Source organism: Actinomadura sp. (assembly GCF_044508335.1).
Taxonomy (GTDB): Bacteria; Actinomycetota; Actinomycetes; order Streptosporangiales; family Streptosporangiaceae; genus Spirillospora.
On record NZ_JBIQHY010000026.1, the window covers coordinates 15,412 to 42,129 of the forward strand.

The following is a 26,718-nucleotide window of genomic DNA, read 5'->3' on the forward strand; positions in this document are numbered from 1 at the left end:
GACGTCGGCCATGACCGCCTCCCGTAATTAGTAAGTGATAGCGTAACATTGTGGACGGCGTTTCGATGGAGGCGGTGGCGGAGATCCGCGCCGGGATCATGCGGGTGTCGCGCCGCATGCGCTCGGCCCGCTCGCCCGACGCGCTGAGCGGCAACAAGCTCGTCGTCCTCGGCCACCTGTACCGGAACGGCTCCGCCACGCCCGGCGAGCTGGCCGGGGCGGAGGGCCAGAAGCCCCAGTCCCTGACGCGCGTCTTCGCCGAACTGGAGGCCGAGGGGCTCGTCTCCAGGGCGCGCGCCGAGCACGACCGCCGTCAGGTCGTGCTGACCATCACCCCGCGGGGAGCGGAGGCGCTCCGCCGCGACGTCCGGGAGCGCGACGCCTGGCTCGCGGGCGCGCTGGCCGGCCTGTCGGAGACCGAGCGCGACGTCCTCCTGATCGCGGCCCGGCTCATGGGACGCCTGGCGGATAGTTCGTGAGTACGTACTACTTTTCGGGGTAGGGGAACGGGCATGCGCTGGCCCGATCACGCCATCTGGTGGCACGTCTACCCGCTCGGTTTCGTCGGTGCCGAACGCGAGGCACTCCCCGAGGGGGCGCCGCCCGTGCCGCGGCTCGCCATGCTCGCGGGCTGGCTCGACCACCTCGTCGGGCTCGGCTGCAACGGGCTCGCCCTCGGCCCGGTGTTCGCGTCCGAGACCCACGGCTACGACACCGTCGACCACTACCGCATCGACCCGAGGCTAGGCAGCGAGGACGACCTGCAAAGGCTCATCGACGAGGCGTCCCGGAAAGGCGTCAGAGTCCTGCTGGACGGAGTCTTCAACCATGTCGGGCGCGGTTTCGAACCGTTCGCCGACGTCGCGGCCAGAGGCGACGACTCCCCGTACCGCGACTGGTTCCACCCCGACCTGCGCACGTTCGAGGGCCACGACCGCCTCGTCACGCTGAACCACGCCGAACCCAAGGTCGCCGACTACGTCACCGACGTCATGACCCACTGGCTGGAGCGCGGCGTAGACGGATGGCGCCTGGACGCCGCGTACGCCGTCCCGCCCCCGTTCTGGCGGACGGTCACAGACCGCGTCCGCGCGCGCTTCCCCGACGTATGGTTCGTCGGCGAGGTCATCCACGGCGACTACACGCGCCTTGTGGAGCACACCGGATTCGACTCCCTCACCCAGTACGAACTGTGGAAGGCCATCTGGAGCTCGCTCAACGACCGCAACTTCTTCGAACTGGCCCACGCCCTGAACCGGCACAACGGGATGCTCGACGTCTTCGTCCCGCAGACGTTCCTCGGCAACCACGACGTGACCCGCATCGCCAGCCGCCTGAACCGGAAGGAACTCCTGCAACACGCGCTGGTGATCCTGCTGACCACCGGGGGCGTGCCGTCCATCTATGCGGGTGACGAGTTCGGTTTCGAAGGCATCAAGGAGGAGCGCGCCGGCGGCGACGACGCCATACGGCCGGCCTTCCCCGAACGTCCCGACGAGACCCCCGGCTACAGCGCCCCCTACCACCGCCTCCACCAAGACCTCATCGGGCTGAGGCGGCGCCACCCATGGCTCGTCCGCGCCCAGACCACGGTCGCGACCTTGACCAACACGGCCCTGTCCTACACAGTGGGGCACGGCGCAGACCGGCTCGCGGTCGTCCTCAACCTGGGCGATGAGCCCGCCACAGCCGAGCTGCCCGCCGCCGACTGGACGTGCGCAGCCGGTGAAGCGAGCTTCACCGCAGACGGCGCCACCATCCCACCGGCCGGATGGGCGATCGCCGAACCATGACATTTGTCATGGCCCACTCATGGATTCCTCACGGCCGCCTTCTGACGCCTGTGACTGCTCGCCCGCGCCGCCGGCGGCCAGCATGGATCCCATGAAGGCACCTGTGATCGAGGTACGCGACCTGCACCTGAACGAGGCCGTGCGGAATGTCTCGTTCACTGTGGCCGAAGGGGAGATCTACGCGCTGCTGGGCCGCTACGGCTCCGGCAAGACGACACTCCTGGAAATGCTCGCCGGCCTGCGCCGCCCCGCCGGCGGGACCGTCCGCCTCCGCGGCGCGGACCCCTACACCGACCGCGACTCCGCGCGCGCCGGGGCGGTCTGGCGTGACGGCGGCCTGTTCCCGGGGCTGACCGTCACCGAGGTCATCGACACGTGGCGGCGCTGGACGCTCGACCCCATCACCCGCGATGAGGCTTTGCGCCTGGCCCGCCTCACCCACGTCGCCGGCGTCCCGTTCGAGCGGCTGACCCCCGGGCAGCGCCGCATGCTCGACCTCGCGCTCGCCCTGATCGGACGCTCCGACGTACTCTTCCTGGACGAGCCCACCGCCGGGCTCGACACCGCCGACGCCCGCGAGGTGTGGTCGGTCCTGCTCATGCTGGCCGCGCACGGGACCGGCATCGTCGTCGCGACCCGCGACCCGGACGAGGCGTGCCGCGCCGACCGGGTCGGGGTCCTGGACGAGGGCCGCCTCGTCACCGGCCGGGAGGCGGCCCGGCTCCGCGCCGCCTGAGCGGCGCGGCCCGGACCGACGACCTCACCAGCCGCCTTGCCGGCCGCATACGCTGGGCGCGTGCAGCCCAGGATCCCGCGCCCCACCGTCATCGCCGCGATCATCGTGGGGATGACGGTGCTGACGCTGGCCGGGTTCCTGCTGCCGGCGCTCTGGTACGAGATCGCCGAGCGGCGGGAGGCCGGCCACCTGCTCGTCGCCCTCACCGGCGTCGCCGCCGCGTTCGGCCTCTACGCCCGGCTGCTGTGGCAGAACCTGATGCGCCGCACCGCACCCGCCCACCGGCTCGGGCTCGCCGCGATCGCGCTGATCTGCTGGGCGCTGCCGCCGCTGCTCGACACCGGGCAGGGCTGGGGCAACGCGCTGCTCGTCCCGGCCGGGCTGATCGCCGTCGTGCTGCCGGTCCGCGAGGCGATCGCGGTCACGGCGGCGGCGACCGTGCTCACCCCCCTCTACGGCCTGCTCCTCGGGCTGCCCGCGCTGAACGTCCTGTACGAGGTCACCGGGGTGCCGCTCGGCGCCTTCTCCGGGTACGTCACAGTCTGGCTGTTCCACGTCGTGCAGGAGCTGCGCGAGGCGCGCGCCGAGCTGGCCCGCTCCGCGGTGGGCGAGGAGCGGCTCCGCTTCGCCCGCGACCTGCACGACGTCCTCGGCCACAGCCTGCAGGCCGTCGCGCTGCGCGCCGAGGTCGCCGAACGGTTCGTGGAACGCGACGACGGGCGCGTCCGCAAGGAGCTCACCGAGATCCAGACGATGGCGCGCGACGCCGTCCGGGACGTCCGCGAGGTCGTGCGCGGCTACCGGGCCACCTCCCTGCGCACCGAGCTGGACGGCATGTCCGCCGTGCTGCGCGCGGCCGGGATCCGGTGCGAGCGGCCGGCGGTGTCCCCGTCGCTGCCCGCGCACGTGCACGAGCCGCTCGGCTGGGTGGCCCGCGAGGCGGCCACCAACGTCCTGCGGCACTCCAGCGCCACCTGGTGCGAGATCGCCGTCCGGGCCGGCCGGGACCGCGTCCGGCTGGAGATCGTCAACGACGGCGCCGGGCGCCGGGCCGGCGACGCGGGCAGCGGCCTGGCCGGCCTCGCCGAGCGGATCGCGGCCGCCGGCGGCGAGTTCACCGCGGGCCCGGCCGGCGACGGGACGTTCCGGGTGACCGCCGCCGTGCCCGCCGAAGCGAGGGGTGAGGCATGATCCGGGTGCTGCTCGCCGACGACCACCTCCTGATCAGGGAGGCGCTCGTCCTGCTGCTGGAGACCGAGGACGGCATCGAGGTCGCCGCCGACGTGGGCCGCGGGGACGAGGCCGTCGACCGCGCCCTCGCCCTCAAACCCGACGTCGCCGTCCTCGACATCGACATGCCCGGCCTGGACGGGCTCGCCGCCGCCGAGCGCCTCGCCCGCGACCTGCCCGGCTGCCGCCTGGTGATCGTGACCGCGCACGGCCGGCCCGGCAACCTGCGCCGCGCCATGGCCGCCGGGGTCCGCGGCTTCCTCGGCAAGGACGCGCCCGGCCGGCGGCTCGCCGAGGTCATCCGGCAGGTCGCCGCCGGCGCCCGCTACATCGACCCGCAGCTCGCCGCCGACGCCCTCGCCGCCGAGGAGTGCCCGCTCACCCCGCGCGAGCTGGACACCCTCCGCGCCGCCGCCGGCGGCGCCCCGGTCTCCCGCATCGCCCGCGACCTCGGCCTGTCGGAGGGCACCGTGCGCAACTACCTCTCCGCCGCCGTCACCAAGCTCGGCGCCGACAACCGCCACGCCGCCGCCCGCGTCGCCCGCGACCTCGGCTGGCTGTAGCGGGCGCCGCAGCGGGCGCCGGGTCAGCGGCGCGCCAGGACCAGGCTGCCCCGCTTCGTGACGGGGAGCGGGGTGCGGACTTTCGCGGCGGCCTCGGCGGCCTGGGGGCGGGGCACGCGGCGGGCGATCAGGTAGTCGCGGACGGCGGCGCGGTCGGGCAGCGTGATCAGCGGGGCGTCCCAGCGCTCCACCTCGACCTCGCCGAACACCTCGCATACCCGGTCGGGGGCGTCCTCGGCGTCGAACGCCGTGGGCTCGGGGCGCCAGACCGGCGCCAGCTCGGGGCTGTCGTTCCGGCAGATCGCGGAGGCGAGCAGCAGCCCGCCGGGGGCGAGGACGCGGCGGGCCTCGCGCAGCGCGCGGCCCGGATCGTCCAGGTGGTGGAGCATGTTCACGGCCACGGCGGCGTCGAACGTCCCGTCGCGGAACGGCAGCCGCAGCGCGTCGCCGCGGACCCGCGTGCCCGGGTGGTCGCGCAGGAGGCCGGCGGACGCGTCGAGGCCCACCAGCCGGAGCGGGGAGGGGCGGGGGAGGGCGGCGTTGAGGGCGCCCTCCCCGCAGCCGATGTCCAGGACGAGGGACGCGCCGGCGCTCAGCAGCTTCGACGCGACGTGGTCGTGCAGGCTCCGCGCCCCGATCAGATACTTCCCGGTGACCCGGCCGGCGAGGCGGAAGCGTTCCGGTTCAGAGTCGTGATCGGGTGTGAGGGCCATGTCCCGAGTCTGCCCGGAGGCGGGCGCGGGATGCGTTGTCAGGCGGTGACACCCCCGTCGATGACGAGGTCATGGCCCACTACGTGCGCCGAAGCGTCGGAAGCGAGCCACAGGACGGTCGAGGCGACCTCTGACGTGCTCGCGACGCGGCCGGCCGGGACCGCCGTCCGCATCCGGGCGGCGCGCTCGGCCTCGGTCTCGCCCGGCAGGAGCGACATCGGGGTGTCGCTCGGCCCGGGGCTGACGGCGTTGATGCGGACGCCGTCGGCGATGTGGTCGAGCGCGGCGGTGCGGGTGAGGACGCTGACCCCCGCCTTGGACGCCGCGTAGGCCGCCAGGCCCGGACGCCGGCGGTGAGCACCGATGTTGGACGAGACGTTGACGATCGTTCCGCCGCCGTGGGCGCGCATGTGCGCGATCTCGTGCTTCATCGACAGGAACACCCCGGTCAGGTTCACCGCGAGGACGCCGTCCCAGACGCCGGCGTCGAGGTCGGCGACCGGTGCGGCGGCGCCGAAGATCCCGGCGTTGTTGACCGCGACGTGCAGGCCGCCGTGGCGTGCGGTCACCGTCTCGACCATCCGGGCGGCGGACGCGGGGTCGGTCACGTCGGCGGCCACGTGGTCGGCCCTGCCGGGGCCGATCTCCTTCACCGCGTCGGCGAGCGCGGTCACGTCGCGGCCGGCGAGGACGACGGTGGCGCCCGCGCGGGCGAAGGCGTGCCCGACGGCGCGGCCGATGCCGCCCGCGCCGCCGGTGATGAGGACGATCTTGCCGTCGAAGGTCATGGCCGGGCTCCGTTTCTAGATCGATCATTCTTGAATGAGGGCGGAAAAGACCCCCGGCCCGGTCGGCCGGGGGCCGGGGATCAGTCGAACAGGGCCTGCGCGGCGCGCGCCGCGTCGCGGACGCGGCCCGGGTCGGCGGGGGCGCGCCCGAGCACCCGCATCCCCTGGAGGATGACCAGCACGAGGCGGGCCAGCGCCCGCGGGTCCTTGCCGGGCGCCAGCTCGCCCTGGTTGCGGGCCCGGGTCAGCGCGACGGTCAGCGCCGCCTCCAGGAAGCTCCAGCTCGCCTCGACGAGCCGGGCGGCCTCGGCGTCGCGGGGCGCCAGCTCGACCGCCGCGTTGACGACCATGCAGCCGCGCCGCTCCCGGTCGCCGGCCGATTCCTCGGCGTACCGCTCGATCAGCGCGCGCACCGCCGGCAGGGCGGGGCCCGGCTGCGACAGCCGCTCGGCGACGCCCGGGTCCGTGGTCCGCAGGTACCGTTCGAGCGCCTTCAGGTACAGCTCGTGCTTGCCGCCGAACGTCCCGTAGATGCTGGCGCGGGCGATGCCGAGACGCTCCACGAGATCGGCCATGGAGGTCGCCTCGTACCCGCGCTCCCAGAACAGGTCGAGCGCGCGCCGCAGCGCGGCGTCGGGGTCGAACTCCTTCGTCCGTGCCATGGCAGGACGGTAACCCTGTGCAGAACGATCGGTCAAATATCAGCTCTGCGGGCGGGCGGGAACGGACGGGCGGTCGAGGTCCATGGCGTCCAGCACGGACCCGTCGGCGGCGAGGGCCTCCACGACCGGCCCCCGGCGGGCGCCCCAGACCACGACGACGTGCCCGTGCTCGGGGACGTTCAGGATCCGGTTGCCGACCCTGATCCGCGCCACCTCCGCCGACGCCCGCAGCCGGGCCTCGTGGACCCACTTGGCGCCCCACGGCAGCAGCCGGTTGGAGTTGCGGACGGTGCGGCCCGACCCGTACTTCAGCAGGTGGCGTCCCATCTCCCCGGACGACCGGCGCAGCAGCGGGTCGGCGGGCGCCGATCCGCCGGCGCCGCCCAGCTCCCGCCACTCGCCGTCGCGGCGGTGGAACGTCCACCCCTCGATGAAGGGCGACGCCCCGTCCCACTGGTGTAGGAACGTGACAACGGCGATGTCGCCGTCGACGTCGAGACTGAGCGGAAGGAAGTCCCGTCCCTCCTCGAAGGCGGCGGGAGCGGGGACGGGGAGGCCATCCCTGAGGAGCCTCATGCACTCCTCGTGCACCTCGTGGTCGTTCATGTCGGGACCTCTGGATCGTGCAGGCAGAACAAAGGGCCCTCCCGCGAGAGGGCCCTCACGTGGCACTCACTCTAGAGGTCCGGCTCGTCTGGTTTCACCCATCTGACGCACTCCCTTCCACGCTTTGCCGATCATCGTGCACCGGATCGTCGATCATGGCTCTACGCTGCGTGAACGGCGGTGCGGCAAGGGCTGCGCAGCGGGCCTTCCCGGGGCCGCCGGCGGCGGTTCCGGCGCGGCCGCGAGCATGATCGCCCGCATCCGCGCGGGCCGGGCGTGGCGGTCGTCACAGCACCGCGCGCGCACCGCCCGCCGCCTGCGATGCGGGCGGTTCACGGCGATCGACGTCACACCGGGTGGAGTTGCGGTCACTCGCGTGAAGCGGGTTAACTGCTGACATGTCCTCCGTACGCCTGTGCTTCGCGCACCGCCCGCCGATGCCGCGGGCCCTGCGGCGTACGTGTTGCCGGCGAATGTGTGACCGCTGAGGGCCCCTGCCTGAGCCTCGCGCCCCGAAGCGAGCCGTCCGCGACGTCCACGAGTCACACATGTTCTTCGAACGCCACTTCTTCGAACGCCACCTGCTCGGCCACGCGCCCTTCCCGCCCGGCCGCTCCTGAGCGCCCGGGCGCGCCGCGCCGCACGCCGCCGTCCTGACCGCCGCCGCCCGTTCGGCGATCACCGCCTGGATATTTTCCTGTGATTCAGATCGAGAAACTCCGAAAAAGTTACCGCGACCGCGGCAGACGCGTCGTCGCCGTCGACGGGGTCGACCTGACCGTCGCCGAGGGCGAGGTCTTCGGCGTGCTCGGGCGCAGCGGCGCCGGCAAGAGCACCCTGCTGCGCTGCGTCAACCTGCTCGACCGCCCGGACGAGGGCCGCGTCGTCGTCGGCGGGCAGGACCTGCTCGCGCTGCGCGGCGGCGACCTGCGCCGGGCCCGCCAGGGCATCGGCATGATCCACCAGCACTTCGGCCTGCTCGGCAGCCGGACGGTCGCCGGGAACGTCGCGTTCCCGCTGGAGGTCATGGGCGTCCCGCGCGCCGAGCGGGCGCGCCGCGTCGCCGAGCTGCTGGACCTCGTCGGGCTCGCCGAGCACGCCCGCGCGTACCCGGCGCAGATCTCCGGCGGGCAGAAGCAGCGCGTCGGCATCGCCCGCGCCCTCGCCGGGCGCCCGAAGGTGCTGCTGTCGGACGAGGCGACGTCCGCGCTCGACCCGGAGACGACCGCGTCGATCCTGGAGCTGCTGCGCGACCTCAACCGGCGGCTCGGCCTCACCATCCTGCTGATCACGCACGAGATGGACGTGGTCAAGCGCATCTGCGACTCGGCCGCGGTCATGCGGGCCGGCCGCATCACCGAGTCCGGGCCGGTGGCGCGGCTGCTCGCCCGCCCCGGCTCGGAGCTGGCCCGGGACCTGTTCCCGCTGCCGCCGGCCGAGCCCCGCGACGGGTGGACGCTCGTCGAGGTCACCTTCACCGGCGGCGCCGCCGGCGAGCCGTTCGTGTCGGCGCTCGCCCGCAAGTACTCCCTGGACGTGAACATCCTCGGCGGCGCGGTGGAGACGGTCGCCGGCGAACGCGTCGGCCGCCTCCAGCTCGAACTCCCCGGCGACCCCGGCACGAACGCCGCGCAGCTGGCCTTCCTCCGCGAATCCGGCCTGACCGTCGACGTCAGGAACCGTCCCGCCGGTGAGCACGGCCATGGGGTCGCGGCCGGCGCCGAGAGCGCGGAGGGCGTGCGATGACCTGGAGCGAGGTCGCGCCGCTGCTGTGGCCCGCGACCGTGGACACCCTCTACATGACCGGTGTCGCCACGCTGTTCACCGTCGTGCTCGGGCTGCCGCTCGGCGTGCTGCTGGTCGTCACCGAGCGCGGCGGGCTGCTGCCCGCGGCGCCGGTCAACCGGGCGCTCGGCGTCGCCGTCGACATCGGCCGGTCGCTGCCGTTCCTGATCCTGATGGTGGCGATCATCCCGTTCACCCGGCTGCTCGTCGGCACCAGCATCGGCAACGCCGCGGCGATCGTCCCGCTGACGATCGGCGCCATCCCGTTCTACGCGCGGCTCGTCGAGATCGCGCTGCGCGAGGTCGACCCCGGCGTGCTCGCCGCGGCGGACGCGATGGGCGCCACCCGCCGGGAGATCGTCGGCAAGGTCATGCTGCGCGAGGCGCGGCCGGGCCTGGTGTCCGGGCTGACCGTCACCGTCATCGCGCTGATCGGCTACACGGCCATGGCCGGGACGGTCGGCGGCGGCGGGCTCGGCAACCTCGCCGTCGTCTACGGCTACGAGCGCTTCGAGACCAAGGTCATGGTCGCCACCGTCGCGCTGCTCGTCGTCCTGGTCCTGCTCATCCAGGCCGCGGGCGACCTCCTCGCCCGCCGCCTGACCCATAGGTAACCCACAGAAAGGCACTTGTCGTGCTTCGCAAGATCACTGTCGCGCTGGCCTCCCTCGGTCTCCTGGCCGGGCTGGCCGCCTGCGGCTCGTCGGAGGCGTCCGACGATCCGGACGCGCCGCTGAAGGTCGCGGTCAACCCCGTCCCGCACGGCGACATCCTGGCCTACGTCAAGGACAACCTCGCCGCGAAGGCCGGGCTCAAGATCGACATCGTGACGTTCGACGACTACCAGCAGCCGAACACGGCGCTGAAGGAGAAGCAGGTCACGGCCAACTACTTCCAGCATGTGCCGTTCATGCGGGAGTTCGAGAAGCAGACCGGGACGAAGCTGGCGTTCGTCGCACCCGTCCACCTGGAGCCGCTCGGCGTCTACTCGAAGAAGGCGAAGAGCCTGCGGGACGTCCCGCAGGGCGCGGAGGTCGCGGTCCCGAACGACCCGGCGAACGAGGGCCGCGCGCTGAAGCTGCTCGCCGACAACGGCCTGCTGACCCTGAAGCCGGACGCGCCGTCCACCGCGACGGAGCGCGACATCGCGAGCAACCCGAAGGGCCTGAAGTTCAAGCCGGTCAAGGCGGCGCAACTGCCCCGGTCGCTGGACGACGTGGACCTGTCGGTCATCAACGGCAACTACGCCATCGAGGCCGGGCTCGCGCCGAACAAGGACGCGCTCGCCGCGGAGAAGGCCGAGGGGAACCCGTACGCCAACGGCATCGTCACCCTGCCGGAGGACAAGGACGACCCGCGCGTGAAGAAGCTCGTCCAGCTGCTGCAGGGGCCGGAGGTGAAGAAGTTCGTCGAGGACAAGTACAAGGGGTCCGTGCTGATCGCGTCCTGACGCGCCGGGCGCCGTCCGGGGGGCGCCCCGCGCGCCGGGACGCCCTCCGGAGGGAAACCGCCGCGGTTTGTCCGCCCGTCCTGATAGGACATGTGCCGACGAACTCGCAAAGGGGACCCATGGGCGTCTATCAGCACCTTGAGGAATACGCCGGCCTGCCGGTGGCCACGTTCAACGAGGACACCCGGCCGGACGGGGAGGGCGGAGCCGGCGACCCGGTCACCGGCGCCGACCTCCCGCCGGCCGCCGACGCCGCATGGTTCGTCGGGACCTCCTTCGACGAGGAGGACTTCGCCGACGTCTTCGCCCGGTTCCTCCAGACCGTCGACACCACCGAGGTCACGGCGCTGATCATCGGCTACTGGGGCGCGTCCTACGACGACGGCGCCGCCGACCCGGTCGCGCTGCTCACCGCGGCCGCCGCGTCGTTCCCCAAGCTCAGGGCGCTGTTCCTCGGCGACATCACCGGCGAGGAGTCGGAGATCTCCTGGATCGAGCACTCCGACATCACCCCGCTGTTCACCGCGTTCCCCGGCCTGGAGCGGTTCGAGGTCCGCGGCTCGCAGGACCTCGTCCTCGACCCGGTCGAGAGCGACAAGCTCAAGGTGCTGCGGTTCGAGTCGGGCGGGCTGCCCGCCCGCGTCGTCCGGGCCGTGGGGGCGAGCGAGCTGCCGAACCTGGAGCACCTCGACCTGTGGCTCGGCGAGGACAACTACGGCGGCGACGCGACGGTCGCCGACCTCGCCCCGTTCCTCAGCGGCGAGCGGCTGCCCGCGCTGCGCCACCTCGGCCTGGAGGACAGCGAGATCCAGGACGAGATCGCGGCGGCGGTCGCCGGCGCGCCCGTCGTCGCGCGGCTGGAGTCGCTCAGCCTGGCCATGGGCATCCTCACCGACCGGGGCGCGGAGGCGCTGCTCGCCGGGCAGCCGCTGACCCACCTGCGCAGGCTGGACCTGCACCACCACTTCCTGTCCGACGCCATGATGGAGCGGGTGAGGGCCGCGCTCCCCGGCGTCGAGGTCGACCTCGGCGACCAGGAGAAGCCGGACGGCGACTGGCACTACATCGCGGTATCCGAATGATCCGCGACCGCCTCCCGGCGCTCGCCGGATGAGCCTCGTCGCGGTGGGGACGCCCGGTGACCGGCGCCCCGCGCTCTTCGCGGCGGCGTGCCGGGCGGCCGGGCTGCCCGAGCCGCGGCTCGTCGCCTGGACGGACGTGCTGCGCGGCGCCCCGCTCGGCCTGCGGGCGGGCGACGTCCTGCGCATCGACTCGCCGGGAGAGGACCGCGCGGCCGACGCGCTGCTGCGCGGCCCCGGCGATCCCGCCCGCGTCGGCGGCGGCGCGCGCTGGCACCGGACCTTCACGGCGGCGCTGCGGCGGCTGTCGGAGGCGGCGTCGGCGTCCGGGGCGCGGGTCCTCGGCGACGTCGAGGAGATCGCGGTCATGTTCGACAAGCGGCTGACCCACGCGCGCCTGCTGGCCGCCGGGGTCCCGGTCCCCGCCGCGCTGCCGGGCATCGACGGATATGCGGCGCTCCGGTCGCGGATGGACGAGGCGGGGGAGCGGCGGGTGTTCGTCAAGCCGGCGCACGGCTCGTCCGCCTCCGGGGTCGTCGCCCTGCAGACCGCGCCGGGCCGGGTGAGGGCCGTGACCTCCGCCCTCATGTCCGGGGAGCGGCTGCTCAACTCGCTGCGCGTGCGCTCCTACCAGACCGAGCGGGAGGTCGCGGCGCTGATCGGCCTGCTCGCGCCGGACGGCCTGCACGTGGAGCGGTGGCTGCCCAAGGCCACCCTCGACGGCCGCGTGTTCGACCTGCGTGTCGTCGTCATCGGCGGCGAACCCACGCACGCGGTCGTCCGGACGAGCCGCACACCGATGACCAACCTCCATCTGGGAGGTGCCAGGGGAGACCTCGGGGCCGTGCAGCGCGCGCTTGGGCAGGAACGCTGGCAGCGGGCGCTCGACGTGTGCGCGCGGGCCGCGGCCTGTTTCCCGGGCTCCCCGATGGTCGGCGTGGACCTGCTCGTGGGGGCGGGTCTGAACCGGTTCGCGGTGTGCGAGGTGAACGCGTTCGGCGACCTGCTCCCCGGGCTGACGGGCCTTCCAGGCGGTCCCGCCGAAGGGCTCGACACCTACGCCGCCCAGGTCGCGTGGCTCAGATGCACGACATGAACGACATCATCGGCAGCCACGATCTGCTGCTGGTGACACTCGACACGCTGCGCTACGACGTGGCCGCCGAACTGGCCGCGTCCGGCGCGACGCCGACGCTGGCCGGCCTGCTGCCCGGGGGCCGCTGGGAGCGCCGCCACACACCGGGCAGCTTCACCTATGCCGCGCACGCGGCGATGCTGGCCGGGTTCCTGCCGACGCCCGCGTCCCCGGGGCCGCACCCCCGCCTCTTCGCGGGAGCGTTCCCGGGGAGCGAGACGACGGCGCCCCGCACCTGGACGTTCGACGCCGCCGACCTGCCGTCGGGGCTCGCCGCCGCCGGATACCACACCGCCTGCGTGGGCGGCGTTGGGTTCTTCAACAAGCTGACACCGCTCGGGTCGGCGCTGCCGTCCCTGTTCGCCGAGAGCCACTGGGAACCCGGGTTCGGCGTGGCGGACCCGGAGGCACTGCCCAACCAGATCGGCCGCGTCGCCGAGATCGTGGGCCGGCTGCCCGCCGACCGGCGCCTGTTCCTGCTGGTGAACGTCGCGTCCCTGCATCAGCCCAACTGGTTCTACCTGCCGGGCGCCACCGAGGAGGACGGCGACACGCGCGCCAGCCACGCCGCCGCCCTCCGCCATGTCGACGCCCACATCGGCCGGCTGTTCGCGCTGATGCGCCGCCCGTGCTTCGTCATCGTCTGCTCCGACCACGGGACGGCCTACGGCGAGGACGGCCACACCGGGCACCGCATCGGCCACGAGGTCGTCTGGACCGTTCCGTACGGAGAGTTCATCCTGTCGTGAAGCCCTACCAGGCGTACGTGTACGCGTACCCGCACAAGACCGCCTACCGCCCCCTGGACCCGTCGCCCCCCTTGCAGGACGTCTGGGCGGGGGAGCCGCTCGATTCGCTCTTCCTCTACCTGCACGTCCCCTTCTGCGAGATGCGGTGCGGCTTCTGCAACCTCTTCACCCGCACCGGCGCGCCCGAAGAACTCACCGGCGCCTACCTGGACGCCCTCGACCGGCAGGCGACCGCCGTCCTGGACGCCCTCGGCGAACCCGCCTTCGCGACGGCGGCCTTCGGCGGCGGCACGCCCACCTACTTCACCGCGTCCGAACTGGAACGGCTCTGCGACATCGCCGGACGGTTCCCGGGATTCGGCGCGATCCCGCTCGGCGTGGAGACCTCCCCGGCCACCGCCACCACCGACCGGCTGGCCGTCCTCGCCGAACGCGGCGCGACCCGTGTCTCCATCGGCGTGCAGAGCTTCCTGGACGACGAGGCCCGCGCCGCCGTCCGGCCCCAGAAGCGCGCCGAGGTGGAGGCGGCGCTGGACCGCATCCGGGCGGCGGGGTTCCCGACCCTCAACATCGACCTCATCTACGGCATCGACGGCCAGACGCCCGCGACATGGCTGCACTCCCTGGACGCCGCCCTCGCGTGGCGCCCGGAGGAGATCTACCTGTACCCGCTCTACGTCCGTCCGCTGACCGGCCTCGGACGGCGCGCCCGGGACTGGGACGACCAGCGCCTCACCCTCTACGGCATCGGCCGCGACCACCTCCTGGCCGAAGGCTACGAGCAGGTGTCGATGCGGATGTTCCGCCTTCCCGGCACCTCGGCCGGCGGCACCGGGTACTGCTGCCAGACCGACGGCATGGTCGGCCTGGGCTGCGGCGCCCGTTCCTACACCTCGCGCCTGCACTACTCGTTCGAGTACGCGGTCGGTGCGGGCCAGGTGCGCTCCATCATCGACTCCTACGTAAGTGAGACCGACTTCACGACCGCCCGAGTGGGGTTCGCCCTGGATACCGACGAGCAACGCCGCCGGCACCTCCTCCAATCACTCCTCCAGGCGACCGGCCTCGACCGGGACACCTACCGCGCGCGCTTTGGCACGGACCCCCTGGACGACTTCTCCTCCAAGCTCGCAACCCTCATCGACCGCGGCTGGCTGGACGCGTCCGACACCACTCTCCGCCTCACCCCGGAGGGTCTCGCCTACTCCGACGCCATCGGCCCCGCCCTCTTCTCGTCCCGCGTCCAAGCCCTCATGGACTCCTACGAGGCACGCTGATGAATCACCTCACGATCCTCTACCGCGGACCGCTGGCGAGCTGCGACTACGACTGCCCGTACTGCCCGTTCGCCAAGCGTCGCGACACACCGGCCCAGCTCCGCGCAGACCGCGCCGCACTCGAACGCTTCGTCGCCTGGGTCGCCGCCTGCGACCACCCGGTCTCCGTCCTGTTCACGCCCTGGGGCGAGGGCCTGGTGCGCTCCTGGTACAGGCAGGCCCTCATCACCCTCAGCCACCTTCCGCACGTCCGGCGGGTCGCGATCCAGACGAACCTCAGCCACCGCGTCTCGTGGACCGCCGACGCCGACCTCACCCGGCTCGCGCTGTGGGCGACGTACCACCCCGGCCAGGTCCCCTACCAACGGTTCCTGGGCAAATGCCGCGACCTGGCCGCGAACGGCGTCCGCTTCAGCGTGGGGATCGTCGGTCAGCCCGACCACCTCGCCGCCGCCCGCCGCCTCCGCGCCGACCTGCCCGCCGGCACCTACCTGTGGGTCAACGCCGCCGAAGGCCGCGCCTACGACGACGCCGAGGCCGCCTCCTGGACCGACATCGACCCGCTCTTCCCCCTCAGCCGCCGCCCCCACCCCAGCCGCGGGCTTCCCTGCCGGACGGGCGAGACGGTGGTGTCCGCGGACGGCGACGGCACGGTGCGCCGCTGCCACTTCGTCCCGACCGTCCTGGGCAACCTCTACGACGGAACGTTCCGCGACGCCCTGGCCCCGCGCCCCTGCCCCCTGGACACCTGCGACTGCCACATCGGCTACGTCCACCTGAAACCGCTGGGCCTCTACGAAACCTTCGCCGACGGCATCCTCGAACGAATCCCGATCCTCCTGCCCTGACCCCCACAACAAGACGACCGGCAACGCCGGCCGCGGCCGGCGCCAGGGACCACGCCCCGGTCTGCCGTCCTGTGCCAGCGCGGAGCAGCCGGTCCGCGCAGGCGGACCACTGGGCCGGAGGCGTGACCGGGGGTGGTCAGCCGGGCGGGTCCCGGTGATGCGGCGGGGCGGGCGTCCCTTGGTGACTGGGGAAGTGCGACCAAGGGACGCCCGCGGGCTCAGGTCTGCTTTTCGGGGCGGTAGTCGGCCTCGTCCACGCCGAACGTCCACGCGACGCCCGCGCGGGCCGTGCGGGTCCCCGGCGGGACGCGCAGATAGTAGGTGCGGTACGTGCCGTCGGGTTCGGGCGTGGAGTTGACCACCTCGACCATGACCACGGGTTCGTCGCCGGGCAGGTCGATCGACCACAGGACGCCCGTCTCGTCCCGGTGCAGGGGGCGCGCGCCCGTTTCGGCCAGGTAGCGGTCGTAGCCGAAGATCTCCAGCATGACGCGGCGCAGCTCGGCGTTCTCCTCGGCGGAGATGCGGTCGGCCGTCAGGTCGGTCAGGGAGGAGACGAAACCGGGCGGGATGGGCATGCCGCGCCAGGCGTGCAGCGCGAACCCGTCCGGGTAGGCGAGGGCGGGACCGTCGCCCCGGTGCAGCCGGCCGGGCTCGTCGCGGTGCAGTTCGCTGGGGCGTTCCGACATGATCGCCAGCCGCTCGTAGGGCCACCACCAGCCCGCCGAGCGGGCGGCTTCGGCGAGGCCGGCGAGCGGGCCGTCCAGCCGGCCGAGCGACTCGAACAGCGCCAGCCACGGCGCGTCGTGCTGGCCCAGGACCGCGTCGAGCGCGGCCGCCCGCAGCAGCGACGCGGCCGGCTCCTGCTCGGGCGCGTCCCCGGCCTGCTCGCCGATGGCGGCGCGCACCCGCGCGACCAGCGACTGGACCGGGTTCCAGAGCAGGCCCCCGGTGTCGGCCCACGTGCGCGGCCACTGCTCCGGCCCCTGTTCGGAGCAGGCCGCCGCACGTTCCGCCTCCCAGGGCCGGGTGCGCACGTCCGCGAGGACGCTCCTGCCCGGGGTGCTCTCGCCGAGGTCGATCCGCGCCTGTTCGACCAGGCCCCCCAGTCCCGCCGCCGCGAGGGCGTCGCCGTGCCCCGCCAGGACGGCCGCCAGGGCGGCGCCGCGCGCGGGGGAGGGCACCCAGATGTACCGTTCGGGGGCGGCCAGCCCGGCCGCGGCGTAGGCGGCGGCCACGCCCGCCTCGGCGCGGGCGCGGTCGGCGGGGCCGGTGCGGAACGCGGCCGCCTGCCAGTCGCCGACGACGTAGTGGGTCTCACGTACCGTTCCGGTGGGCATCCCGGCCCCCTCAGTCGGCCACGACGCGGACGGCGCCGGGCACGTATTCGCGCTGGCGGATCACCCGGTACCACCCCTTGGGCAGCGTGATCGCCGCGTGCTCCTCGTGCACCAGCCGCCCGCCGGACGGCAGGTGCAGATGGTCGGGGGCGAGCGGATCGGGGGTGCGCAGCAGCGAGCCGGGCGCGGACAGCGCGTGCGCGTGCCCGGTCGCCTCCCCGAGCGCCAGCACCATGCGCCCGCGGCCGTCGCGCGGGGCGGGCGGCAGGTCGCGGACGGACCGCGGAACCGCCTCCTCGGGCACGGGCATGATCAGGACGTCTCCCTGTCGGTACATGCGGCGAACGTAACCTCCGCCACCGACAAAATGCGGGCGCGCCCGAACACCGAGGTCAGAAGCCGCGGGTGCGGCGGGCCGCAGGCCGTCCCCAGCGTCCGGAACCGCCGAGGCCGACGTGCTGGAACGCCCGGACCAGCTCGCCGCCGAGGTTCACCCCGGCTCCCAGCGCCAGCGCGACGGAGATGGCGCCGATGAGGCTCAGCACGCCGGTGTTCGGTGAGCCGGTGTTGAGCTCGACCATGCCCCGGTAGAGCGCGGTCCCGGGCAGAAGGGGGCCGATGGCGGGGACCACGAACGGCATGACGGGCTGGTTGTTGCGGCGGGCCAGCCAGTTCGCCCCCACCCCGACGACCGTCGCCGCGACCGCCGCCGCCAGCACGGGGGGCATGTCCCACCCGCGCGCGAGGACGTACAGCACCCAGATCAGGGCCCCGCCCAGGGCGGCCGCGGTCAGGACGTACTTGGGCGCCGCGAGCGAGATCGCGAAGGTCACGGAGATGGCGGCGGCGGCGATGACCGCGACCGGCCTCAGCTCCGCCGCCGGCGCGGGCAGGTGCTTGACGTCGATCGGCACGCCCATGCTGACCGCGATGTAGACGACCGCGCCGAGCCCCGCCACGATCGCCGCGATCATGAAGAAGACCTCCAGCACCCGGGCCCCGGCGCTCACCAGGTCGCCGGTGATGCCGTCCTGGATGCTGGCGACCAGCGGGCGTCCAGGCAGCAGCGCCAGGATCGCCCCGGTGACGATCGTGGAGGCGTGCCCCGGGTTGCCCATGGCCACCACCAGGGCCGCGGCGGCGGCGCCGATCGCGGCGGCGAGCGCCAGCTGGAAGAACTCCGCGATGCCGCGCCGCGCCAGCGCGGCGGCGGTGCGGTCGCCGAGCAGCGTGGCGATGAACGCGGTGGCCGCCACCAGCGGACCGCCGCCGGACAGGACACTGCCCGACGCGGCGATGAGCCCCAGCGACACCACCAGCAGCCAGGCCGGGTACGGGGCGCGGCCCGCCTTGATCTGCCTGAGCCGGTTGTGGGCCTCGTCCAGTTCCAGCATGCCGATGGACGCGTCCTGGACGAGCTGGTGCAGCGCGGTCAGCCGCCAGTAGGCGGGGGTGCGGCGCCGGATGGCGCGCGTCCCCGTCATGGGCGGCGCGCCCTTGCCCGGGTGGGCCGAGACCAGGAGGCTCGTCAGGGTGACCTGCACCTCGCAGCGGGGAAGGTCGTAGGCGAGGGCCAGGCTGAGCATCGCCTCGTTGACGCGCTCGGTGGTCTCGCCGCTGGCCAGCAGCAGCTCGCCGACGCGGAGCACCAGGTCGACCGCCCGGGGATCGACGATCTCGCCAGGTTCCTCTTCGGGCGGTTCCGGGGGGGATCCGTCCATCAGGACCTGCCATGTCCGCCGCAAGCGTTCGGCCGCGCGCATTCCCCCGCTCGTGCCCCTTCCCCGCCTTGTAACCGATCTTGACTGGCAGGCTACCCGCGGCCCGCCCGCTCCAACTCCGCGGCCGCCCCCGCCCTTTCCACAGAACGCGATTCCGGTGCGGCGGCTTCCGCGGCGCTGGTACCAAGGACGCATGACCACTCCAGAGCAGCTCCGGGACGATGCCGAGCGGTGCCTGCGCGCGCTCGCCGGCGACCACGCGCGGCTCCGCGACGACCAGTGGACGGCGATCAGCGCGCTCGTCGTCGAGCGGCGCCGGGCGCTCGTCGTGCAGCGCACCGGCTGGGGCAAGTCCGCCGTCTACTTCGTGGCGACCCGGCTGCTCCGCGAGCGCGGCGCCGGCCCCACCGTGATCGTCTCGCCGCTGCTGGCGCTGATGCGCAACCAGATCGAGGCCGCGGACAGGGCCGGCATCCACGCCCGCACGATCAACTCGTCAAACACCGACGACTGGGAGCGGATCTTCGCCGAGGTCGAGCAGGGCGCGGTGGACGTCCTGCTGGTCAGTCCCGAACGCCTCAACAACCCCGACTTCCGCGACCTCGTCCTGCCCAAGCTCGCCGCGGGGGCCGGCCTGGTCGTCGTCGACGAGGCGCACTGCATCTCCGACTGGGGCCACGACTTCCGGCCCGACTACCGGCGGCTGCGCACCCTCCTCGCCGAGCTGCCGCCCGGCATTCCCGTGCTCGCCACCACCGCGACCGCCAACGCCCGCGTCACCCAGGACGTCGCCGAGCAGCTCGCCGGCGACGACGCCCTCGTCCTGCGCGGGCCGCTGGAGCGGGAGTCGCTGCGCCTCGCCGTCGTCCGGCTGCCCACCGCCGAGCAGCGCATCGCCTGGCTGGCCGAGCACCTCGCCGACCTGCCGGGCTCCGGCATCATCTACACGCTCACCGTCGCCGCCGCCCACGAGATCACCGGCCACCTGCGCGACCGGGGCCACGAGGTCGCCGCCTACTCCGGCCAGACCGAGCAGGCCGAACGCCTCCAGGCCGAGCAGGACCTCCAGGACAACAAGCTCAAGGCGCTCGTCGCCACCAGCGCCCTCGGCATGGGGTTCGACAAACCCGACCTCGGCTTCATCGTCCATGTCGGCGCCCCGCAGTCGCCGGTCGCCTACTACCAGCAGATCGGGCGCGCCGGCCGCGGCGTCGACCGCGCCGAGGTCATCCTGCTCCCCGGCCGCGAAGACCGCGACATCTGGGCGTACTTCGCCGGCCTCGCCTTTCCTCCGGAGCAGACGGTGCGCGCCACCCTGGACGTCCTCGAAACGGCCGGCCGGCCGCTCTCCACCGGCGCCCTCGAACCGATGGTCGACCTCACCCGCTCCCGCCTCGAAATGATGCTCAAGGTCCTCGACGTGGACGGCGCGGTCCGCCGCGTCAAGGGCGGCTGGACGTCCACCGGCCGGCCCTGGGCGTACGACCGCGAGCGCTACGAGCGCGTCACCGCCGAACGGCGCCGCGAGCAGCAGGCGATGCTCGACTACATCGCAACGGACGCCTGCCGCGAGGAGTACCTGCGCCGCCAGCTGGACGACCCGGAGGCGGCCCCCTGCGGCCGCTGCGACAACTGCACGGGCCGCCGCTGGCCCACCGACGTCGCGGAGGAGAGCGCCGCCCAGGCGCGCAACCGCCTGCACCGCCCCGGCGTGGACATCGCCCCCCGCCGGATGTGGCCCACCGGCGTCAAGGACGACCTCGGCGTCTCAGGGCGCATCGCCCAGCCGGCTGAAACGGGCCGTGCCCTGGGCCGCCTCACCGACATCGGCTGGGGCAACCGCCTCCGCGAACTGTTCGCCGCCCCTGACGCCGACGTACCCGCCGACATGGTGGACGCCGTGGTGAAGGTCCTGGCCGCCTGGGACTGGCCCGCCCGCCCCACGGCCGTCGTCACGATCGGCTCCCGGTCCCGCCCCCGCCTGGTGACGACGTTCGGCCGGCGCATAGCCCAGATAGGCCGGCTGACCTACCTGGGCGAGCTGACTCCAGTCGGCGACCCCGTCCCGCGCCGCCACAACAGCGCCCAGCGCCTCCGCTCCGTCTGGCATACCCTGGCCGTCCCCGGCGACCTGGCCGCGGCCCTCCCCACGAACCCCGGCCCCATCCTCCTGGTGGACGACCGCGTGGAAACCGGCTGGACCATGACAGTGGCCACCCGCCTCCTCAAGGAAGCAGGCGCCGAAACGGTCCTCCCCCTGACCCTCGCGATCCCGAACTGACCTCACCCGGCCACGCACCGCCCCGCCCGCCGAGACGCGTCCCCTACCCGTCGTGGGCGGGCTAGTCGGTGGGGAGGTAGCGGGTTTGGGTGAAAGCGCCCTTGGTGAAGGCGAGGATCTTGGCCGGGCGTACGGCGAACACGTGCGCCTCGCCGCCCTGGTCGTGGGCGAAGCCGTTCTCGGTCGGCTCGTACTGCCATTGGCCGTCCCACTTGGCGGCCCAGGCCGCGGCGAGTCGTTCGAGGGCGGGGCGTGCGGTGACGCGCTCGGCCGCGCCTTCGACGATCACGTCGAGGCCCTCGTCCCAGCGGTTGCAGCCGGTGATCAGGGCGACCCGCGGGTTGCCTGCGAGGTTCAGGGCCTTCTGCTCCTCGGGGCCGGTGGTGAAGTGGAGGGCGTCGTCGAGCCACACGGCCACGAGGGGCGTGACGTGGGGCCGGCCGTCGGCGCGGACGGTCGTGATCCAGAACATCTGCGCGGATTCCAGGGCTTCGAGGGTGGTCGCCCACGGCACCGGCTCGCTGCCCGGTTGGCTGAAGCGCTCGTCGAGCTGAGGCGTCGGGTTCTTCATGGTCACTCCGATCTTCATGGTCACGGCGATGGCGCGGGCAGGGCGATGCGGTCGATCAGGGAGGCGGCCGTCATGCCCGGGTCTATTTCGTCGCCGCTGCAGGGTCTACGTGCAGACCTTCATGCCCCTTGGTTTCTCATCGGTTCGCGCGGGGGCGTTCGTGCCGCCCGCGCGCCCCCGTGGGCGCGGGCGGGACGATCGTGCCGGCCCGTGCGCGCGGCCCCGCGCACGGGCCGGCGGCAGGTCCCGGCGCCGCGGCGGAGAAGGGCCGCGGCGAACGGGAGTCCGTGCGGCGGCCCCGGCGGCCGGCACCGCCGGGGCACGCCCGGGAGCGCCGCCGTCCTGGATGGGACGGATGACGGCGGCGTGGTCGGGAGAAAGTGTTCTAGAGGTCAGAAAATCCTGTCCAGTTGTTTGCAAGAACATCTTGAGATAAGTTAGAGGGGAAATGTCATCATTTCCCGCTCAGTTGGCCGTGCGGCCATTTCTGCGGGGCGGCGAAACAGGTAGTAATGTCCCTCACCGTGTCACCGAGTCTCGAGGCGCTTCTGGATTGTCCGTCCGGGCTGCTCGATATGACGTTCGATCAGCTGCGGACGCTGCTGATCGTGCATGAGACGGGATCGGCCCTGCGGGCGGCGCGGGTCCTCGGGCGCGAGCAGTCCAGCGTGCAGAAACAGCTCGACATCCTGAACCGCAACAGCCAGACGCTGTGCGGCGAGGTGCTGACCGTCCGGCAGGGGCGCGGCAAGGACTACCTGTTCACGCCCACCGGGGAGGCCACCGTCGAACGGGCGCGGATGACGTTCGACAAATGGCTGGAGTCCATTCATCTGAGCCGGCGCCGCCTCGGGCGGATGCTGACCGTCGGCACCACCGAGTTCACCTTGCCGATCGTGTCGCGGGCCTGGAACCGCGTTTCGGAGGAGTTCCGGCAGCGGGAGGTCGAGTTCAAGGTCGCCCACGTCCGCACCAAGGACGTGTGGTCACGCCTGGAGAACCGGCAGGTCGACCTCGTGTGCGGCAGCATCGTCAGCACCCCGGAGGGCGATCTGCGCCTGAAGGAGTACGAGGTCGTCGAGTACGCGCGGGGGCAGGCGCTGCTGCTGACCAACCTGCCGGAGAACGAGCTGCCCGACGCGCCGGTCGAGACGAGCGCGCTCGGGGGAGTGCCGCTGGTGGTGCCGCCGGCCGGGCTGGTCGCCGACCTGCTCGCCACCTGGTACGGGGCGAACTTCCGCGACCGGCTGAACGTGGTCGCCGACATCGACGACGTCCACTACGGGCTGTCGCTGCTGCGGTCGGGGTTCGTCCGCGGCTGCATGATCGTCACCGGGTCGATCGGGCGCGGCATGGCCGCCCAGGAGGACCCGGACGCCGTCCCGCTGCGCGCGATCCGGCTGCACGACGACTTGGAGCCCAAGGCCGAGCTGATGACCGGCGCGTTCGTGCGCCGCGCCGACTTGGAGCGCTACGACGCCGGGCATCCCCTCAACCGCCTGTGGGCGGCGGTCAAGGAGGACGTCCGCACCTACACCCCGCTGGCCTGACCGTCCCGGGCACGCCGGCTCTCCGGTCGTGAACCCCGGCCACCGATCACGGGCGGGCACGCGGAGGGCGCCCAGCGCCCAGCTCGCGACGGGGTTCCAGTGGGTCGCGCCCCCCTGGAGAACATGCCCCCCCGGGGGCACCCCCTACTTGATCTGGTTGTCGACCACGTCGAGGGTGGGGCGGGCGCCCAGGTGCTTCATGGCCTGGGCGGCGAGGCGGCAGCCGGCGGTGAGGGCGTCGGCGGGCTGCTTGCCGTCCAGCCAGGGCGGCAGGAACCCGGCGACGAACGCGTCGCCCGCGCCGGTGCCGTCGACGATCTTCTCGACGGGCTCGGCGGAGACGGTGACGGGTTCGGGGCGGCCGTTGGTGTACCAGAGGGCGCCCTCGGCGCCGTTCTTGATGACGACCTGCGGGTACCAGGCGGTCAGCACCTTGGCGGCCTGCTCGGGCGTCTCGCGGCCGGTGAGGATCTCCGCCTCTTTGGCGTTGACGACGAGGAGCCGCGCGCCCTGCGTCCACTCCAGGAAGGGCTCGGCGCCCATGCGCTTGAGTGGGGAGTGCGAGCCGCCGTCCACCGACACCGACATCTGCGCCTTGCGGGCGAGGTCCAGCGTGTGGATGGCCGCTTTCCGGGAGCCCTCGTTGATCAGCGAGTAGCCGGACAGGTGCAGGTGCGTGCCCTGCGTGAACAGGTCCTTGCAGCGCTCGATGTCCTCGGGGAGGAGCGCGCCGTTGGCGCCGGGATCCGACAGCATCGTCCGGTCGCCTTTGTGCGTGACCATCACCACGCAGGTGCCGGTGGGACGCTCCTGGTCCATGACGAGGCGGGCGTCGACGCCGTACCCCATCATCTCCATGTCCCGGTTCCGCCCCGCGATGTCGGAGCCGCGGCGTCCGACGAAGGCGGTCTCGACCCCTTCCAGGGCGAGCCAGGCGGCCACGTTGGCGCCCGAGCCGCCCCCGTGGGTCGTCACGGCGGCGGGCGTGTCGCTCCCCTTGGCCAAGGGGTACGCGGCACGCGCCACGGTGTCTGTCATAAGATCGCCGACCACGACCACGCGCGTCATGGAGTCATCACCTCGATCAACACGGCCCGCGCGAGCGGCAACACTGGGCGTGTGGTCGACCGTAACAGCTCTTGAGCCCGGATTAGGTCTCGAACGCGCAGCGAAACCCGGGGAAGCCCGATTTTTCCCCGCGCGGGGCCGGGGGGTCCGTGCCTTACCCTCGGGTACGTGACCGAGGGTTATCCGGATCAGTGGGAGGCCGACGTCGTCCTCAGCGACGGCGGGACGGCGCATCTGCGTCCCATCCGGCCCGATGACGCGGACCTGCTGCGGTCGTTCCACCAGCGGCTGTCCCCGGAGTCGATCTACTACCGGTTCTTCTCGCCGCGCCCGCACCTGTCGGACCGCGACGTCGAGCACTTCACCACCGTGGACCACGACCGGCGTGTCGCGCTGATCGCCACGATCGCGGGGGTGATGGTGGCGGTCGTCCGCTACGACCGGCTCCCCGACCGGCCGGAGACGGCGGAGGTCGCGTTCCTCGTGGAGGACGCGCACCAGGGCCGCGGCCTCGGCGCCGTGCTGCTGGAGCACATCGCGGCGGCGGCGCGGGAGCGCGGCGTGCGGCGGTTCGTGGCGAGCGTGCTGCCCGACAACCGCCGGATGACGCGGGTGTTCCGGGAGGCGGGGTACCGGGCGGAGCAGCGGTTCGAGGAGGGCGTGATCGAGCTCGTCCTCGACCTGGAGCCGACCGAGACGTCCCTGGAGGTCATGGCGGCCCGCGAGCACCGGGCCGAGTCGCGGTCGATCCAGCGGCTGCTGTTCCCCGGGTCGGTCGCGGTGATCGGGGCGAGCCGCGCGGAGCACAGCGTGGGGCAGACCGTCCTGCGGAACCTGCTGGCCGGCGACTTCACCGGGCCCGTGTACCCGGTGCATCCGACGGCCGTGGCGGTCGCGGGGGTCCGGGCGTACGCGTCCGTCCTGGAGATCCCGGACGACGTGGACCTCGCGGTCGTCGCCGTCCGCGCCGACGCCGTCCGCGAGGTCGTGGAGCAGTGCGCGAGCAAGGGCGTGCGCGGCCTGGTCGTGGTGTCGTCCGGCTTCGGCGAGGTCGGCGAGGAGGGGCGCGCCGCCCAGGAGGAGCTGGTGAGCCTCGCGCGCGCCTACGGGATGCGCGTCGTCGGCCCCAACTGCCTGGGCATCGCCAACACCGACACGGACGTGCGGCTCAACGCGACCCTGGCGCCGACCATGCCGGGACGCGGGCCGGTCGGCTTCTTCTCCCAGTCGGGCGCGCTGGGCATCGCGATCCTGCAGCGGACGGCCGAGCGCGGCCTCGGCCTGTCGACGTTCGTGTCCGCGGGCAACCGGGCGGACGTGTCCGGCAACGACCTCATGCAGTACTGGGAGGAGGACCCGGCGACCAAGGCCGTCCTGCTGTACCTGGAGTCGCTGGGCAACCCCCGCAAGTTCGCGCGGCTGGCGCGCCGGCTCGGCCGCCGCAAGCCGATCGTCGCGGTGAAGAGCGGCCGCAGCACGCAGGGCGTCCCGCTGGGGCACGCGGCGCGCGCGCTCACCCTGCCCGACCACGCGGTCAGCGCCCTGTTCGAGCAGGCCGGCGTCATCCGGGTCGAGGACCTGGCGGAGCTGTTCGACGTCGCGCAGGTGCTCGCCTACCAGCCGCTCCCCGCCGGCGACCGCATCGCGATCATCGACAACTCCAACTCGCTGGGCCTGCTGGCGCAGGACGAGGCGGTCGCGCTCGGCCTGGACGTCCGGCCCCGCATCGACCTCGGTCCGCGCGCGGACGCCGACGACTACGAGGCCGCCCTCGCCGGCGCGCTCGCCGACGACACGGTCGACGCGGTCGTGGCGCTGTTCACGCCCCCGACGATCGGCGGCTACGACGTGCGCGTCCCGGAGAAGATCCTGCGGCTGGCCGCCGGGGCGGGGAAGCCGATCGTGGCGACCTACCTGGGCAGCGAGGGCATGCCCGCCGAGCTGCGCGTCCCCGGCCCGGACGGGATGCCCGCCGAGGGGTCGGTGCCGTCCTACGCCTCGCCGGAGGACGCCGTGCGGGCGCTGGCGTACGTGATCCGGTACGCGCAGTGGCGGCAGCGCCCCGCGGGGCACATGCCGGTGTTCGAGGACGTCGACCGCGACCGCGCCCGCGTCCTGGTCGCCGGCCTGCTCGGCGACGGCGGCCCGGTGGACGTCGCGCCGAAGCAGGCGGCCGAGCTCCTCGCCTGCTACGGCATCGAGGTCGCCGAGGGCGGCGGCGGAGTGCCGGCCCGCATCGTCGTCAGCGAGGACCGCTCGTTCGGCCCGCTGATCTCGTTCGGCATCGCGGACGAGACCGCCGACCTGCTCGACGACCGCGCCTACCGCCTGTCGCCGCTCGCGGACGTGGACGCCGCCGAGATGATCCGCGCGATCCGCACCGCCCCGCTGCTGCTCGGCCACCGGGGCGCCGAACCCGTGGACGTCGGAGCCCTCGAACGGCTGCTGCTGCGCGCGTCCCGCCTCGGCTACGACCTCCCCGAGGTGGCGCGCCTGGAGCTGAACCCCGTCATGGCGGACGGAGCCGGCGTGACGGTGCGCGAGGCGAAGCTGACGCTGGAGCGCCCCCTGGGCCCGCGCCCCGAAATGGCCCCCCGCCGCCTCTGACGCCCCGCCGGCCGCGCTACCCGGGCGGCGCCGGCGGGCGCGGTTCCGGGGTCGGCGGGACGGGGTCGGGCTCCGGCCCCGGCGGGATCGGCTCCGGCGGCGGCGCCGGCGGGCTCGGGTCGGGGGGCGGGCCCGGAGGGGTGGGCTCCGGCGGCGGGCCGGGCGG

The 26,718-nt window shown here is 73.4% G+C and carries 26 protein-coding genes; 17 read left to right on the forward strand and 9 right to left on the reverse strand.

All coding sequences use genetic code 11. From position 1 onward, the window contains the following. Nucleotides 1–50 precede the first annotated feature (50 nt). The 5 genes from ACIWVC_RS12425 (at nt 51) to ACIWVC_RS12445 (ending at nt 4,322) form a co-directional block, all read left to right on the forward strand. Nucleotides 51–479, forward strand: coding sequence for a MarR family winged helix-turn-helix transcriptional regulator (locus ACIWVC_RS12425; protein WP_396447056.1), 429 nt, complete (start codon nt 51–53; stop codon nt 477–479). 33 nt (nt 480–512) lie between these two features. After that, a complete protein-coding gene (locus ACIWVC_RS12430; RefSeq protein ID WP_396447057.1) occupies nt 513–1,793 on the forward strand; it encodes an alpha-amylase family glycosyl hydrolase in 1,281 nt (426 codons plus the stop codon). Between the two features lie 91 nt (nt 1,794–1,884). Continuing rightward, entirely contained in the window at nt 1,885–2,529 is a 645-nt protein-coding gene (locus ACIWVC_RS12435; RefSeq protein WP_396447058.1) for an ABC transporter ATP-binding protein, read from the forward strand. 60 nt (nt 2,530–2,589) lie between these two features. Continuing rightward, complete coding sequence (locus ACIWVC_RS12440; protein WP_396447059.1) at nt 2,590–3,720, forward strand: sensor histidine kinase; 1,131 nt, start codon at nt 2,590–2,592, stop codon at nt 3,718–3,720. After that, nucleotides 3,717–4,322 carry a response regulator gene (locus ACIWVC_RS12445; RefSeq protein ID WP_396447060.1) on the forward strand — a complete coding sequence of 202 codons (606 nt, stop codon included), beginning with the start codon at nt 3,717–3,719 and terminating at the stop codon, nt 4,320–4,322. Before ACIWVC_RS12440 ends, ACIWVC_RS12445 begins: the two co-directional genes overlap by 4 nt. 23 nt (nt 4,323–4,345) lie before the next feature. On the opposite strand, the gene ACIWVC_RS12450 is transcribed toward ACIWVC_RS12445, so the two are convergent. The 4 genes from ACIWVC_RS12450 to ACIWVC_RS12465 form a co-directional block, all read right to left on the reverse strand. Beyond that, nucleotides 4,346–5,035: a class I SAM-dependent methyltransferase gene (locus ACIWVC_RS12450; protein WP_396447061.1), complete on the reverse strand. Its 690-nt coding sequence runs from the start codon at nt 5,033–5,035 to the stop codon at nt 4,346–4,348. Nucleotides 5,036–5,073: 38 nt separating this feature from the next. Next, the gene (locus ACIWVC_RS12455; RefSeq protein WP_396447062.1) at nt 5,074–5,823 is read right to left on the reverse strand and encodes an SDR family NAD(P)-dependent oxidoreductase; all 750 of its coding nucleotides are present in this window, start codon (nt 5,821–5,823) and stop codon (nt 5,074–5,076) included. A gap of 80 nt (nt 5,824–5,903) precedes the next feature. Continuing rightward, a complete protein-coding gene (locus ACIWVC_RS12460) occupies nt 5,904–6,485 on the reverse strand; it encodes a TetR/AcrR family transcriptional regulator (RefSeq protein ID WP_396447063.1) in 582 nt (193 codons plus the stop codon). A gap of 39 nt (nt 6,486–6,524) precedes the next feature. Then, nucleotides 6,525–7,091, reverse strand: coding sequence for a hypothetical protein (locus tag ACIWVC_RS12465; protein WP_396447064.1), 567 nt, complete (start codon nt 7,089–7,091; stop codon nt 6,525–6,527). A 124-nt stretch (nt 7,092–7,215) separates the two neighbouring features. Here ACIWVC_RS12465 and ACIWVC_RS12470 point away from each other — a divergent pair, with 124 nt between their 5' ends. The 9 genes from ACIWVC_RS12470 to ACIWVC_RS12510 all read left to right on the forward strand — a co-directional run bounded on the left by ACIWVC_RS12470 (nt 7,216) and on the right by ACIWVC_RS12510 (nt 15,414). Beyond that, complete coding sequence (locus ACIWVC_RS12470) at nt 7,216–7,488, forward strand: hypothetical protein (protein WP_396454155.1); 273 nt, start codon at nt 7,216–7,218, stop codon at nt 7,486–7,488. 302 nt (nt 7,489–7,790) lie between these two features. Next, on the forward strand, nt 7,791–8,837 hold the full coding sequence (locus ACIWVC_RS12475) for a methionine ABC transporter ATP-binding protein (protein ID WP_396447065.1): 1,047 nt from the start codon (nt 7,791–7,793) through the stop codon (nt 8,835–8,837). Next, entirely contained in the window at nt 8,834–9,490 is a 657-nt protein-coding gene (locus ACIWVC_RS12480) for a methionine ABC transporter permease (protein WP_396447066.1), read from the forward strand. Before ACIWVC_RS12475 ends, ACIWVC_RS12480 begins: the two co-directional genes overlap by 4 nt. Nucleotides 9,491–9,510: 20 nt before the next feature. Then, nucleotides 9,511–10,326 (forward strand): MetQ/NlpA family ABC transporter substrate-binding protein, encoded by an 816-nt coding sequence (locus tag ACIWVC_RS12485; protein ID WP_396447067.1) that lies wholly within the window; start codon nt 9,511–9,513, stop codon nt 10,324–10,326. A gap of 119 nt (nt 10,327–10,445) precedes the next feature. Then, on the forward strand, nt 10,446–11,408 hold the full coding sequence (locus ACIWVC_RS12490; protein ID WP_396447068.1) for an STM4015 family protein: 963 nt from the start codon (nt 10,446–10,448) through the stop codon (nt 11,406–11,408). Between the two features lie 28 nt (nt 11,409–11,436). Continuing rightward, nucleotides 11,437–12,501, forward strand: coding sequence for an STM4014 family protein (locus ACIWVC_RS12495; protein WP_396447069.1), 1,065 nt, complete (start codon nt 11,437–11,439; stop codon nt 12,499–12,501). Continuing rightward, nucleotides 12,498–13,289, forward strand: coding sequence for an STM4013/SEN3800 family hydrolase (locus ACIWVC_RS12500; protein ID WP_396447071.1), 792 nt, complete (start codon nt 12,498–12,500; stop codon nt 13,287–13,289). Before ACIWVC_RS12495 ends, ACIWVC_RS12500 begins: the two co-directional genes overlap by 4 nt. Further along, a complete protein-coding gene (locus tag ACIWVC_RS12505) occupies nt 13,286–14,566 on the forward strand; it encodes an STM4012 family radical SAM protein (RefSeq protein ID WP_396447072.1) in 1,281 nt (426 codons plus the stop codon). Before ACIWVC_RS12500 ends, ACIWVC_RS12505 begins: the two co-directional genes overlap by 4 nt. Further along, a complete protein-coding gene (locus ACIWVC_RS12510) occupies nt 14,566–15,414 on the forward strand; it encodes an STM4011 family radical SAM protein (protein ID WP_396447073.1) in 849 nt (282 codons plus the stop codon). The genes ACIWVC_RS12505 and ACIWVC_RS12510 overlap by 1 nt, the downstream gene beginning before the upstream one ends. A gap of 218 nt (nt 15,415–15,632) precedes the next feature. Here ACIWVC_RS12510 and ACIWVC_RS12515 read toward each other — a convergent pair whose 3' ends face one another. Genes ACIWVC_RS12515 through ACIWVC_RS12525 form a run of 3 tightly spaced genes read right to left on the reverse strand, consistent with a single transcriptional unit; the run spans nt 15,633 to nt 18,475 of the window. Beyond that, the gene (locus ACIWVC_RS12515) at nt 15,633–16,754 is read right to left on the reverse strand and encodes a DUF6745 domain-containing protein (RefSeq protein WP_396447074.1); all 1,122 of its coding nucleotides are present in this window, start codon (nt 16,752–16,754) and stop codon (nt 15,633–15,635) included. Between the two features lie 10 nt (nt 16,755–16,764). Next, on the reverse strand, nt 16,765–17,091 hold the full coding sequence (locus ACIWVC_RS12520) for a hypothetical protein (protein WP_396447075.1): 327 nt from the start codon (nt 17,089–17,091) through the stop codon (nt 16,765–16,767). A 55-nt stretch (nt 17,092–17,146) separates the two neighbouring features. Beyond that, a complete protein-coding gene (locus ACIWVC_RS12525; RefSeq protein ID WP_396447076.1) occupies nt 17,147–18,475 on the reverse strand; it encodes a threonine/serine exporter ThrE family protein in 1,329 nt (442 codons plus the stop codon). 193 nt (nt 18,476–18,668) lie between these two features. On the opposite strand from ACIWVC_RS12525, the gene ACIWVC_RS12530 reads away from it, so the two are divergent. Next, on the forward strand, nt 18,669–20,756 hold the full coding sequence (locus tag ACIWVC_RS12530) for a RecQ family ATP-dependent DNA helicase (protein WP_396447077.1): 2,088 nt from the start codon (nt 18,669–18,671) through the stop codon (nt 20,754–20,756). Nucleotides 20,757–20,817: 61 nt separating this feature from the next. On the opposite strand, the gene ACIWVC_RS12535 is transcribed toward ACIWVC_RS12530, so the two are convergent. Next, complete coding sequence (locus ACIWVC_RS12535; RefSeq protein WP_396447078.1) at nt 20,818–21,345, reverse strand: pyridoxamine 5'-phosphate oxidase family protein; 528 nt, start codon at nt 21,343–21,345, stop codon at nt 20,818–20,820. Between the two features lie 557 nt (nt 21,346–21,902). Here ACIWVC_RS12535 and ACIWVC_RS12540 point away from each other — a divergent pair. After that, nucleotides 21,903–22,877: a LysR family transcriptional regulator gene (locus tag ACIWVC_RS12540; RefSeq protein WP_396454156.1), complete on the forward strand. Its 975-nt coding sequence runs from the start codon at nt 21,903–21,905 to the stop codon at nt 22,875–22,877. Nucleotides 22,878–23,021: 144 nt separating this feature from the next. On the opposite strand, the gene ACIWVC_RS12545 is transcribed toward ACIWVC_RS12540, so the two are convergent. After that, entirely contained in the window at nt 23,022–23,945 is a 924-nt protein-coding gene (locus ACIWVC_RS12545; RefSeq protein WP_396447080.1) for a carbohydrate kinase family protein, read from the reverse strand. 168 nt (nt 23,946–24,113) lie between these two features. Between ACIWVC_RS12545 and ACIWVC_RS12550 the strand changes: the two genes are divergently transcribed. Then, nucleotides 24,114–26,552, forward strand: coding sequence for a GNAT family N-acetyltransferase (locus ACIWVC_RS12550; RefSeq protein ID WP_396447081.1), 2,439 nt, complete (start codon nt 24,114–24,116; stop codon nt 26,550–26,552). The last annotated feature ends 166 nt before the right edge of the window (nt 26,553–26,718 follow it).